The organism is Streptomyces beihaiensis (genome assembly GCF_026274175.1).
GTDB lineage: Bacteria > Actinomycetota > Actinomycetes > Streptomycetales > Streptomycetaceae > Streptomyces > Streptomyces beihaiensis.
In genome coordinates this window covers 19,502-30,998 of sequence record NZ_JAPHNL010000312.1, presented here as the reverse complement: position 1 = coordinate 30,998, position 11,497 = coordinate 19,502, and the positions used below count along the sequence as shown (strand labels likewise).

The window sequence follows — 11,497 nt, the reverse complement described above, 5'->3', positions numbered from 1 at the left end:
CGCAGCCTGGCGCGGCCGGTGCCGTGCGCTCGGCCGGGGCGGCGGCAGCGGCCGGGACCGAGATCCTGGCCGAGGGCGCGGCGACGGCTTGCTCGGCGTGTGCGGTGCGCGAGCACCACGGGCCGCCGAGCACACAGAGGAGCATCGCCAGGGCGAACACGCCGACCGAACCGCGCACGGCGGGCCGCCGCGCGGGCGCCTCAGAGCGCGACCGGGCGCGGCGGGCGAAGCGGAGCATGCGGTAATTCTGCCTCATCCGGTCGGAGCGTTCACGCGGCGTTGACCGGTCCGACAGCTGCCCATGGTGTGCTGCGGTGCAGGCCGCGGGAGAGCTTCGGGAGGAGTCGTCCATGGACCGCATCGAACTGCGCAGCGTCGACGCGCTGATGGCCGTACTGCGCGCCTGCGAGGGGGCATCGGACACCCACGGCGCGACCGGTGAGCCGGTCGATCTGCACGACCACGCGCTGCAGACCGCGGCCCTGCTGCGCCGCGGTCGGCCCAGCGACAAGGAGCTGCAGATCGCGGGGCTCGTGCACGACATCGGGCATGTGCTGCGGCCCGGCGACGACGCGGGTCACGCCCGCTGCGCGGCGGACGCGGTGCGCGGGCTGCTCGGGGAACGGGTCGCGCGCCTGGTGCTGCTGCACGTCGCGGCGGAACGCTACCTGGCCGCCGTGGAACCGGGCCGCGCCCTGTCGCCGCGGGGCGCGCGGACGCTGCGGGCGCGGGGCGGGCCGATGGCGCCGGACGAAGCGGCGGCGTTCGCCGCGGATCCGCTCTGCGAGGACGCGGTGACGCTGCGCCAGGCGGACGATGCCGCCAAGGTGGCCGGGCTGGACGCCGGCGTCCTCGACGACTGGCGGCCGGTGCTCGAACTCGTCGCGGCGGGTGCCCACCGGCAGGGTTTCACCAACCGTCCACGTGTACCGCTTGGTTGACGTGTCGTCAGCGCGCATGTCGCCGTGAGACCGTACGCGCATGACTTCGAGCCGGGGTTCGCAGCGGGTGCTCGACGGGCGGTGCGCCGTCGTGACCGGCGCGTCACGCGGCATCGGCCGTGCGGTCGCCGAGGAACTGGCCCGAGCCGGTGCCCGGTTGTGCGTGACGGCCCGTGACCCGGAGGGGGTGCGCGAGACGGTGGCGGCGCTGCGGGCGCAGGGCGCCGACGCGGTGGGGGTCGCGGGCTCGGTGGCCGACCCGGCACACCTGTGGGAGGTCACGGATCGGGCCATGGCGGCGCACGGGCGGGTGGACGTGGTGGTGAACAACGCCGGGACGAACCAGCCGTACGGGCCGCTGATGGACGCCGACCCGGACGCCTGGCGCACCGCGTTCACCGTCAACGTCGAGGCGCCGCTGCGCCTGGTGCAGTGCGCGTGGCGGGCCTGGATGGCCGAGCACGGCGGCGTGGTGGTCAACGTGTGCACGGAGGGCGCCGGGCACGTCGGCCCGAACGTGGGCGCGTACGGCACCAGCAAGGCGGCGCTGCTGCACCTGACGGCCCAGCTCGCCGGGGAGCTGGGCCCCGCGGTGCGGGTGAACGCGGTCTCGCCGGGCCTGGTGCGCACCGAGATGGCGCGGTTCGTGTGGGAGCGGGCCGAACAGGCGGTGGCGGCCGGGCTGCCGACCGGGCGGATCGGCGAGCCGCGGGACGTGGCGCGGGCCGTGCGCTGGCTGGCGTCGGACGAGGCGTCCTGGATCACCGGGGCCGACCTGTTGGTGGACGGCGGCACGCGGGTGCGGGCCGCCGCGCCGTTCGGTGGTGACCCGGACGCCGTCCAGCGGCGGCTTCGCTACCAGTTCCCGGGCGCGTAGTCCTTCAGGAAGACGCCGTAGAGGTCCTCGCCGTCCTCGCCGCGCACGATCGGGTCGTAGACGCGGGCGGCGCCGTCCACCAGGTCGAGCGGGGCGTGGAAGCCCTCCTCGGCCAGGCGCAGCTTGTCGTAGTGGGGGCGTTCGTCGGTGATCCAGCCGGTGTCGACCGAGGTCATGAGGATGCCGTCGGTCTTGAACATCTCCTGGGCGCTGGTCCGGGTCACCATGTTGATCGCGGCCTTGGCGGCGTTGGTGTTGGGGTGGCCCGCCCCCTTGTAGCCGCGGCCGAAGACACCTTCCATGGCGGAGACGTTCACGACGTAGGCGCGGCCGCTGCGGGCCTTCTTCGCTGCGTCGGCCATCGCCGGTCGCAGGGCGCTGATCAGGATGAACGGCGAGGTGTAGTTGCACAGTTGGGTCTCGAGCAGTTCGACCGGCGAGATCTGGTCGATGGTCTGCACCCAGGTGTTGGAGTCGACGACGTCGGGGACGAGCCCGCCCGCGTCGATGGCGGTTCCGGCCAGGTGCCGCTCCACGCTGGCGTTGCCCGCGACCAGGGCCAGGTCGGCGACCTGCTGGGCGTCGAGGCCGCTGCCACCCGCGGGCAGCGCGGCGAGCCCGTCGACCGCGCCGGAGTTGAAGGCGCCGATGACGTGGTGGGCGGGCAGCTCACCGGCGGGCAGCGGGGCGCTCTCGCCGTCGACGAGGGCGGCGTACGCGGAGGGCAGGCGGCGCACGGTCTGCGTGGCGTTGTTGATCAGGATGTCGAGCGGGCCGTCCTGCGCGATCCGCTCGGCGAGCGCCACGGTCTGCGCGGGGTCGCGCAGGTCGATGCCGACGACTTCGAGGCGGTGCAGCCAGTCAGCGGAGTCGTCCATGGCCTTGAAGCGGCGGATGGCGTCCTTGGGGAACCGGGTGGTGATGGTGGTGTGGGCGCCGTCGCGCAGCAGCCGCAGCGCGATGTACATGCCGATCTTGGCGCGGCCGCCGGTGAGCAGGGCGCGCTTGCCGGACAGGTCGGCGCGGGCATCGCGCTTGGTCCGGTTGGTGCCGGCGCAGTCCGGGCAGAGCTGGTGGTAGAAGTAGTCGACCTCGACGTAGCGGGTCTTGCAGACATAGCAGGAGCGGGGGCGCTGGAGTATCCCTGCGACCTGGCCCTCGCCGGTGCGCGAGGACGGCAGCAGGCCCTCGGTCTCGTCGTCGATGCGCTCGGCGGACCCGGTGGCCGTGGCCTCGGTGACCGCCCTGTCGTGGGCGGTCTTCGCGGCACGGCGCTCCTGGCGGCGGCGCTGCTTCACGGTGCGGTAGATACCGGCGGTGGCACGGCGCACGGTGATCGCGTCGGGATGGTCGACGTCCAGCCGGTCGAGCTCCGCCAGGACGCCGAGGCAGACGGCGAGCCGTTCGGGGTCGATCCCGGGACCGTACGCGGCCTCTTCGGCCTCGGCCGCGTCGGTCGTGTCGGTCGCGTCGGCGCCCTGCGGGACCCGGTTGTCCTGTGTCACGGTCATCGCCGCTGTTGTTCCCTCTGTGTTGCTCGTGCCCGCCGGGTCGATCCCGCCGGCTCAGGAGGATACTGGGGCGGCCGGGGCCGACAAAATGACCGACCTCACGCGGGCGGGGGGCCTCACGCGCGGTGCCCGTCCGGTCACCGGGCCCGGCACGCCTCCGCCAGCTCCGCCACCTCGGCCGCGAAGGCGCCCGCCAGCACGTCGAGGTCGGGCACCGCGACGGCGTCGGCCACCAGGCCGTAGTGGACGCGGCCCCGGTACGTGGAGACGGCGACGGCGAGGGACTGGCCGCGCGCGAGCGGAGCGAGCGGGAAGACGCCGGTGAGCGGGCTGCCGCCGAGCTTCAGGCCGAGGCTCGGCAGCGGCACGCTGGTGACCAGAAGGTCGAACAGGAGACGGGCGCTCTGCCCGACGAGTGGGCCGCCGAGCCGGTGTCCGAGCGGCGGCACATGGTCGGCGAGCAGCGCCACGGCGCCCGCCCCGCGGCTGGGCCCGTGCTCCTTGCGCCGGTCCATGGCGGCGCGGACGGCGCGAAGGCGTGCGAGCGGGTCCGGCTCGGCGACGGGCAGCCGCACCAGATAGCCGGAGAGCCGGTTGCCCTGCGGGTGGGCGGTGCGCGGGCGGCGCCGGGAGACCGGTATCAGGGCACGCGGTTCGACCCCCGCGCTGCCGTCGCCGCGGTCGTCGAGCCAGCGCCGCACCGCACCGGCGACGACCGCGATCAGCACGTCGTTGACCGTGCCGCCGGCCACCTTGCGGATGCGGTGCACGTCGTCGAGGTCCAGGGCGACACCCGCGGTGCGGCGGGTGCCGGTCGCGGTCGAGGTCAGCGCGGGCGAGCTGCGCACGCCGACCCCGGCGCGGGCGACCGAGGCGCCGATGGCGAGGGCCTGCGCGGCGCCGCCGAGCACGGAGCGCAGATGGCCGGGGTAGCGGCGGGGGTCGAGATCGTCGAGCGTGACGGCGCGCATGCCCGGCAACGGCAGCCGGGGCCCGGACGCGCGCTCCGCATCCGCCGCCTCCGTCCCGTCGGCCGGTGTCCGCCGCGTCGCTCGCCGCCGTTCCTCGGGCGGCGCCACCGGGTCCATGACGGCGGCGGCGAGGGTCAGGGCGCGCAGACCGTCGGCCAGGGCGTGGTGGAACTTGAACAGGACGGCGAAGGACGCGCCGTCGGCCGCGGGCAGCACGTGCGCCTCCCACGGCGGCCTGCCCCGGTCGAGCGGCCGCCGCATCAACTCCCCCGCCGCCGCGTGGAAGTCGGCGACGGGCGCACTGAGCCCCACGTGGTCGAGCGGGTCGAAGTCGGCGGCGGGTACCCGGGCGGCGCCGCCGACCGGGACGAGCACGCCGGCGATCCGCATGCGCAGGCCGGCCACTCCGGCCGCGCGGGCGGCGAGCAGTTCGCGGGCGTGTTCGGCGGCGGACGGCCCGTCGGCGTCGAACACGCCGAGCGCGCCCAGATGCATGGGGTGGTCCGCGGTCTCGAGTGCCCAGAAGGCAAGATCCAGTGGTGCGAGCAGGTCCGGACTCTTCGCGCTCATGAAGTGCTCTCGCGTCGACGGCAGGAAGTCGAAGTCAACCCCTGCCTGTCGATTACGGTCAAGTACGATCCGCGCACGCTGAGTTAACAACGTGTGAAGTCCAGAACGTGACACCCCGCCGCCTGCCGGTAACCCGCCGTGGGGATGATCCCCACGACGACGTACTCCATCGGCAGTACTACGCATTGCGTGCTCAGGTCGGACGACATACGGAGGCGGAAGAGCGATCGTGGAGGTATGAAGACCGACCGTTCGCAGTACGGGATCGCCGGGGGTGCGCGATGAGCGCCCTGGTGCCGGCCGCACTGCTCAGCCTCGTCTCCGCCGTCGCGTACGCGGGCGGAGCGATCGTGCAGGAGCGTGTGGCCGAGACCTCCCAGGCCGTGTACGCGCCGCTGCGCAGGCCCGCCTGGTGGGGAGCGGCGTGTCTGAACGGTCTGGGCGCCCTGCTGCACGTGGCCGCGCTGGCCTACGGGCCGCTCAGTCTGGTGCAGCCGCTGGGCGCCCTGACGATCGTCCTCGCGCTGCCGATGGCCGTGTTGTTCGGGCGGCGCAGGGCGGGGGCCGCCGCGTGGCGCGGCGCGGTGATGGCCACGGCGGGGCTCGCCGGCCTGCTGGCACTGACCGGCTCGGCCTCGGAGCAGTCCCTGGACGGGGGGCAGCGGCTCGTCCTGGGTCTGGTCACGGCCGGGGCCGTGCTGGTTCTGATGGTCTCGGCGCGGGCGGCGCACCGGCATCCCGCGGTCCGCGCGGTGCTGTTGGCCGTCGCGGCGGGCGGTGCGTTCGGTATGGCGTCGGTGTTCACCAAGTCGGTGACGGTGCAGTGGTCGGACGCGCCGCTGGAGCAGTTCGCGACGCTGCCGGCCATAGCGGGTCTCGCGGCCACGGGCATGTTCCTGTCGCAGGCCTCCTACCGGGGCGCGGGACTCGCGGCGCCGCTGGCGACGGCGACCGTGGTGAACCCGGTGGCCGCGGCGGCGGTGGGCATCACGATGTTCGGCGAGACGTTCCGGTACGGCACGACGGGCTCGATGCTCGCGCTCGGCTGTGGTGTCGTGGCGGCGGGCGGCCTGATCCTGCTCACGACGGAACGGATGGGCCAGACCGGTCACTCACCGGCCGTGGCCGCGGAGCGGCCGCTGGTGGTGCCGGACAGCCCGGCCGGGCTCGACAGCATGCCGAGCCGGCGCGAGCCGCCGCGCGACGAGCGGACGATGCACGACGTCAGGTCCTGAAGACCACCTGCCCACGGGCCTGAACGGTCAGCCGGTCAGGTGCCGCGGCATCCAGCGCAGTTGCCTCGCCTCCTGGACCGGGCCGCCGCCCTCGTGGTCGTTGAAGGTGTACACCTCCATCGACCGCTCGTCGCCCGCCCAGTGGTTGAACGCCGCGTACACGGTCGACGGCGGGCACGTCAGGTCCTCGAGGGCGACGGAGAACAGCGCGGGCGCCTGCGCGCGGGCGGCGAAGTTCATTGCGTCGAAGTAGGACAGGACGCGGAAGGTCTGCTCGTCCCGGCCGATCCGCGCCTTGAGGTACAGGGCGATCTCGCGGTACGGGTGACGGTCCGTGAGCGTGACGGCGCGGGTGAAGTGGCACAGGAACGGCACGTCCGGCGCGGCCGCCCGCAGATCGGGCACCAGGCCGGCCACCGCGATGGTGATGCCGCCGCCCTGGCTGCCGCCGGCGACACCGACCCGGGCGGCGTCGACCAGGGGGTGCGACCGGGCCGCCTCGACGGCACGTACCGCGTCGGTGTAGACGCGCCGGTAGTAGAAGTCGTGCGGGTCGTCGATGCCGCGGGTCATGAAGCCGGGGTGGGACGGTCCGCTGCCGACCGGGTCGGGGGTGTCGCCCACCGTGTGGCCGCTGCCCTGCCCCCGGGTGTCCATCACGAAGTGGGCGAACCCGGCGGCCGCCCACTTCAGGTGGGTGTGCGCGAGGCCCCGGCCGCCGCCGTAGCCGATGTACTCGACGACCGCGGGCAGCGGCTCGTCGGCGCCCGCCGGCAGGATCAGCCAGCCCTTCACGGGATGCCCGCCGAAGCCCGCGTACGTAACGTCGAACACGTCCACCGCGGTGAGCGGGGTGTCGACGGGCTCGAAGCGCGCGTCGAGGTCGTGCTCACGCGCCTCGGCGAGCGTCTTCGCCCAGAAGACGTCGAAGTCGTCGGGGGCTGTCAGATCCGGCTTGAAGGAACGCAGTTCGTCGAGAGGAAGATCGAAATGAGGCACGCGCGGCTCCCGGTTGGTGGACGATCGATCAGGCGACGCACGCAAATGTACGCCGACACCACTCCCAACTGAACAAGATCCTCCAAAATCACAAATCAGGAGCGACAGGCATGAGCACTACAGCCCAGATCGGTGTCACGGGACTCGCGGTCATGGGGCGCAACCTCGCCCGCAACTTCGCCCGCAACGGCTACTCGGTCGCCCTCCACAACCGGACGGCGTCCCGCACGCACGCGCTGATGGAGGAGTTCGGCGAGGAGGGCGTCTTCGTCCCGACCGAGACGGCCGAGGAGTTCGTGGCCGCGCTCGAACGGCCCCGCCGTCTGGTCGTCATGGTGAAGGCGGGCGAGCCGACGGACGCGGTGATCAAGGAGTTCGCGCCGCTCCTGGAGGCCGGCGACATGATCGTCGACGGTGGCAACGCGCACTTCGCGGACACCCGGCGCCGCGAGAAGGAACTGCGTGAACAGGGCATCCACTTCGTCGGCACCGGCGTCTCCGGCGGCGAGGAAGGCGCGCTGCACGGCCCGAGCATCATGCCCGGCGGCAGCGTCGAGTCGTACGCCGCGCTCGGCCCGATGCTGGAGAAGATCTCCGCCAAGGCCAAGGACGGCGCGCCGTGCGTGACCCACGTCGGCCCGGACGGCGCCGGTCACTTCGTGAAGATGGTTCACAACGGCATCGAGTACGCCGACATGCAACTCATCGGCGAGGCATACCAGTTGCTGCGCGACGTGGCCGGCTACTCCCCCGCGCGGATCGCCGACATCTTCCGCCAGTGGAACACCGGGCGGCTCGACTCGTACCTCATCGAGATCACCGCCGAGGTGCTCTCGCACGTCGACGCGGCCACCGGCGAGCCGTTCGTGGACGTCGTCCAGGACCGGGCCGAGCAGAAGGGCACCGGCCGCTGGACCGTGCAGATCGCGCTCGACCTGGGTGTGCCGGTCTCCGGTATCGCGGAGGCCGTCTTCGCCCGCTCCCTGTCCGGCCACGCCGAACTGCGCGCGGCCTCACGGCACTTGGCGGGTCCGGCGGCGACGCCGCTGGGCGAGCAGGAGGCCGCGGCCTTCGCCGACCGGGTCGAACAGGCGCTGTACGCCTCGAAGATCGTGTCGTACACGCAGGGATTCCACGAGATCGCCGCGGGCAGCGACGCGTACGGCTGGAACGTCGACCCGGGCGCGGTGGCGCGGATCTGGCGCGGCGGCTGCATCATCCGCGCGGCGTTCCTCGACCGCATCACGGCGGCGTACGAGGCCGAGCCCGGCCTGGTCTCGCTGCTCGCGGACAAGGGGTTCGCGGACGAGATCGCCGCGGCGCAGGACGACTGGCGTGCCGTCGTGGCCGCGGCGACCACGCAGGGCGTGCCCACACCGGGCTTCGCCGCCGCGCTCGCCTACTACGACGCGCTGCGCGCCGAGCGCCTGCCGGCCGCGCTCACGCAGGGCCAGCGGGACTTCTTCGGCGCGCACACCTACCGGCGCGTCGACCGCGAGGGCTCGTTCCACACCCTCTGGGGCGGGGACCGCTCCGAGGTGGAGGCATAGCCCGTTCGGCTGACGGGCTCAGGGCCTCACCTGGGTGACGGCTCGGGCTCGGGCGGCTGTGGTTCCGGCTCAGGGCCCGGCACGGGCGACGGCGGTTCGGGCTCCGGCATCGGCCGGGGCGGCGGCGCCGGCTTCGGTCCTGGCAGCGGGCCCGGGTCCGGGACGTCGGGTCCCGGACCGGGCCCCGGGGTGGGGGTCGGCGGGACGGGGTCGGGGAACGGGTGGGTCATGGTGGTGTCTCCAGCGGGTCGGAGTTTCCTTTCCACTGTCTCCCCGCTCGCGTTCCCGCGCCCGGCGAGTTCACGCACGGTGGTCCCCGGCTCCGTCGGCAGGATCGGGTCCGGGCCGCGGGGGTCCGCCACGCCGGCCCGCTGCCGCCGCGGCGAGCCCCGGGCGAGGGCTGGAGAGCACCGGCACGGCGGTGTTCCGGGTACGGTCCGCGGCATCGGCCATGGATGCCTGGGCCAGGACGATGACATCGGTATCGGCGTCGGCATCGGTGACCGCGTCGACGGCGGCCGCGACGAGGTCCAGATAGCCGTCACGGTCACCCGCGGTGAACCGCTCCCAGGCGTCGGCGACGAGGACGGTCCGCACGACGACCTGGCGTCCGGCCCGCGCGGCCTCCTCCTCGACGAGCGCCACGGTCGGCGCGAGGGTGCTGCGCGCACTGGCGACGACCACGACACGGGAGCCTTCGGCGACGGCGCGCGCGGCCATCGGACGGTCCACACGCAGCGTCGCGACCCCGACGGCGGCGGCCTGACGTTCGGCGACGGCACCGATGCTGGAACAGGTGCACAGGACGGCGTCGGCGCCGCCTCCGGCCGCCGCCTCGAGCAGCTCCCGCACGTCGTCGGCGACCGACTCGGGCCCCGTCCGTCCGGCCCGCTCCAGCAGGTCCTCGCGCACGACGTGTCGCAGCGTGAGCTCCGGGTGGCAGGCGTCGCGCAGGGCGTCGAACACCGGGATGTGAACGGCCGAGGTGTGCAGCAGCGTGAGGATCACGAGCGGCACCCTACGGACCGGACAGCGCCCCCTGCGGACCGGGCCCGGTCACCACTTCCCGGGATCGGCGGCGAGCGCCTCCCGGGCGTCCACCAGCAGCTCGTCGGGAACGCTGGGCGCCTCCCCCGGATGGCGCGCCGCCCACTCGACGACGAACGGGCACAGTGGCGCGACCGCGACGCCCTCCCGGGCGGCCATGGCGTAGAGCTCCCGGGCCAGCGCCCCCGCGATGCCCTTGCCCTCGTGCTGCGGCTCCACGACGGTGTGCACCGGGACGAGGGCGCGCTGTGGCGCGTCGAGCACGAAGTACTGAATCCGGCCGACGCTCTCGCCGTCGCCCCCGGGGGCGCGGTCACGGGCGACGAGCAGGCCCTTGTCCCGGTCGTCGTGGATCTCGATGTCGCTCACGGGCTCTCCTCGGCTCCTCGGTCAGCCGGCGGGCACCGCCTGGGGGCTGCGCCGGGCGTCACCGCCCGGACTCGGCTCCGACGGATCGGCGCCGAGCGCCACGATACGGTTGTCCCGGTCCACGTGCACGACCTTGGGCCGCAGCGAGCGCGCCTCGGCGTCCTCGACCTGAGCGTAGCTGATGATGATCACGAGGTCGCCCGGGTGCACGAGGTGGGCGGCCGCGCCGTTGATCCCGATGACGCCGGATCCGCGCTCGCCCTCGATGACGTACGTCTCCAGGCGGGACCCGTTGTCGATGTCGACGATGTGGACGAGCTCGCCGGGCAACAGGTCTGCGGCGTCCAACAGGTCGGCGTCGATGGTCACGGAACCGACATAGTGCAGGTCGGCCTGGGTGACGGTGGCACGGTGGATCTTGGACTTGAACATGGTGCGCAGCATGTTGAACTCCCGGAAGACGGCTCCCTGCCGGCTTTTTGCAGGTCAAGGGCGCTGTTCACTGTACACCGACGCTCCTCCCGCTCGAAGATGCTGAGGAACATCGATCCCTCTTGGGCAAGAAGGTTCTCCACCTGCGCTTCCGCGGAATATCCGGCTGTTGTGATGCTTCGCGACGGCACCTTCCACGAACCCCGAGCCAACCCTTCAGCTCGGCCGAACCCACAGGGGCGCCGCCCCCGGGTGCCTCGGCCCGGTACGCGGACCGGCCGTCAGCGCATCCCGGTCCCGGGAGGGCGCCTGGCGGGTGATCGTGGTGCTCTCGTCCCCTCGCGGTCCTGGCCTGCGGGCAGAGCGTGCCCGCCCCGTTCCGCGTCCGGCAGCGCGGCGGCCGCCTCTCGTTCCCGAGCCGCCTGCTCGGGATGACGACGCTGCCAGTAGGGGTTGTCGTGCGACAGCTTGCTGGACACCCGGCCGTACATGCCGAACGTGGCGATGACCAGTCCCATGACGAAGCTGAAGATCACGTTGGTCATCCCGAAGCCGAGGACGTTGGCGCGACGGTCGAGTACGAAGACGTGGAAGAACCCGCTCAGGACGAAGAGCGCACCGACCGTCATGTTGAGGACCGAGGCGAAGTTGCCCCCGACCGCCGCGCCGGCGAGCAGCGTCAGACCGACAGCGGCGGAGATCACGCTGAGCGCGACGTTGGTGGTCATGCCGGCGATCGTGTCGCCCGCGGTGTCGAACGGGCTCAGCGCGTCCGCGAAGCCGAGACATGCGAAGACCAGCAGGACCAGCCCGCAGAAGCCCGCGCCGTAGCGGTAGACGGTGGCCAGATGGTGATCGACGGGCATTTCGTCTTTGAGTCTCATGTCCGTCATTACCGCCTGTGCGCTCGCTTCGGATGCATGTCCGGCGACAGGGCCCCGGGCCGGTACCGAGGGATGCATCCGCCGCGGGCCCTGCGTGCGAAGTGGGCAGTG

General features: G+C 73.1%; 12 protein-coding genes. 4 read left to right on the top strand and 8 right to left on the bottom strand.

What is annotated here, in order from left to right; genetic code table 11:
• Window positions 1–238, bottom strand: a 238-nt coding sequence (locus OFY01_RS27855) for a hypothetical protein (RefSeq protein ID WP_266604515.1), incomplete at its 3' end; no start/stop codon positions are given.
• A 121-nt stretch (window positions 239–359) separates the two neighbouring features.
• On the opposite strand from OFY01_RS27855, the gene OFY01_RS27850 reads away from it, so the two are divergent.
• Both OFY01_RS27850 and OFY01_RS27845 read left to right on the top strand, forming a co-directional pair.
• A complete protein-coding gene (locus OFY01_RS27850; RefSeq protein ID WP_266604521.1) occupies window positions 360–941 on the top strand; it encodes an HD domain-containing protein in 582 nt (193 codons plus the stop codon).
• A gap of 40 nt (window positions 942–981) precedes the next feature.
• Window positions 982–1,818: an SDR family oxidoreductase gene (locus OFY01_RS27845; protein ID WP_266604513.1), complete on the top strand. Its 837-nt coding sequence runs from the start codon at window positions 982–984 to the stop codon at window positions 1,816–1,818.
• On the opposite strand, the gene OFY01_RS27840 is transcribed toward OFY01_RS27845, so the two are convergent.
• Window positions 1,797–3,329 (bottom strand): SDR family NAD(P)-dependent oxidoreductase, encoded by a 1,533-nt coding sequence (locus OFY01_RS27840; RefSeq protein ID WP_266604511.1) that lies wholly within the window; start codon window positions 3,327–3,329, stop codon window positions 1,797–1,799. The two genes, OFY01_RS27845 and OFY01_RS27840, sit on opposite strands and share 22 nt — an antisense overlap.
• A gap of 137 nt (window positions 3,330–3,466) precedes the next feature.
• Window positions 3,467–4,870, bottom strand: coding sequence for a wax ester/triacylglycerol synthase family O-acyltransferase (locus OFY01_RS27835; protein WP_266604509.1), 1,404 nt, complete (start codon window positions 4,868–4,870; stop codon window positions 3,467–3,469).
• Between the two features lie 281 nt (window positions 4,871–5,151).
• Here OFY01_RS27835 and OFY01_RS27830 point away from each other — a divergent pair, with 281 nt between their 5' ends.
• Window positions 5,152–6,105, top strand: a complete 954-nt coding sequence (locus OFY01_RS27830) for a DMT family transporter (RefSeq protein WP_266604507.1) — start codon at window positions 5,152–5,154, stop codon at window positions 6,103–6,105.
• 27 nt (window positions 6,106–6,132) lie between these two features.
• Here OFY01_RS27830 and OFY01_RS27825 read toward each other — a convergent pair whose 3' ends face one another.
• A complete protein-coding gene (locus OFY01_RS27825; protein ID WP_266604505.1) occupies window positions 6,133–7,104 on the bottom strand; it encodes an acetylxylan esterase in 972 nt (323 codons plus the stop codon).
• A gap of 110 nt (window positions 7,105–7,214) precedes the next feature.
• Between OFY01_RS27825 and gndA the strand changes: the two genes are divergently transcribed.
• Window positions 7,215–8,654, top strand: a complete 1,440-nt coding sequence (gndA, locus tag OFY01_RS27820) for an NADP-dependent phosphogluconate dehydrogenase (RefSeq protein WP_266604503.1) — start codon at window positions 7,215–7,217, stop codon at window positions 8,652–8,654.
• A 300-nt stretch (window positions 8,655–8,954) separates the two neighbouring features.
• Here the strand turns inward: gndA and OFY01_RS27815 are convergent, their stop codons facing one another.
• The 4 genes from OFY01_RS27815 to OFY01_RS27800 all read right to left on the bottom strand — a co-directional run bounded on the left by OFY01_RS27815 (window position 8,955) and on the right by OFY01_RS27800 (window position 11,386).
• Window positions 8,955–9,662, bottom strand: coding sequence for an aspartate/glutamate racemase family protein (locus OFY01_RS27815; protein WP_266604501.1), 708 nt, complete (start codon window positions 9,660–9,662; stop codon window positions 8,955–8,957).
• 48 nt (window positions 9,663–9,710) lie between these two features.
• Window positions 9,711–10,070, bottom strand: a complete 360-nt coding sequence (locus OFY01_RS27810; protein WP_266604499.1) for a GNAT family N-acetyltransferase — start codon at window positions 10,068–10,070, stop codon at window positions 9,711–9,713.
• Window positions 10,071–10,091: 21 nt separating this feature from the next.
• Window positions 10,092–10,514: an aspartate 1-decarboxylase gene (panD, locus tag OFY01_RS27805; protein WP_266604497.1), complete on the bottom strand. Its 423-nt coding sequence runs from the start codon at window positions 10,512–10,514 to the stop codon at window positions 10,092–10,094.
• A 269-nt stretch (window positions 10,515–10,783) separates the two neighbouring features.
• Window positions 10,784–11,386, bottom strand: a complete 603-nt coding sequence (locus OFY01_RS27800) for a DUF4383 domain-containing protein (protein ID WP_266604495.1) — start codon at window positions 11,384–11,386, stop codon at window positions 10,784–10,786.
• Between the last annotated feature and the right edge of the window lie 111 nt (window positions 11,387–11,497).

Coding starts and splice junctions, on each gene's coding strand:
- OFY01_RS27845 (WP_266604513.1), top strand. CDS start 982: ATGACTTCGAGCCGGGGTTCGCAGCGGGTGCTCGACGGGCGGTGCGCC.
- panD (WP_266604497.1), bottom strand. CDS start 10,514: ATGCTGCGCACCATGTTCAAGTCCAAGATCCACCGTGCCACCGTCACC.
- OFY01_RS27840 (WP_266604511.1), bottom strand. CDS start 3,329: ATGACCGTGACACAGGACAACCGGGTCCCGCAGGGCGCCGACGCGACC.
- gndA (WP_266604503.1), top strand. CDS start 7,215: ATGAGCACTACAGCCCAGATCGGTGTCACGGGACTCGCGGTCATGGGG.
- OFY01_RS27835 (WP_266604509.1), bottom strand. CDS start 4,870: ATGAGCGCGAAGAGTCCGGACCTGCTCGCACCACTGGATCTTGCCTTC.
- OFY01_RS27800 (WP_266604495.1), bottom strand. CDS start 11,386: ATGAGACTCAAAGACGAAATGCCCGTCGATCACCATCTGGCCACCGTC.
- OFY01_RS27830 (WP_266604507.1), top strand. CDS start 5,152: ATGAGCGCCCTGGTGCCGGCCGCACTGCTCAGCCTCGTCTCCGCCGTC.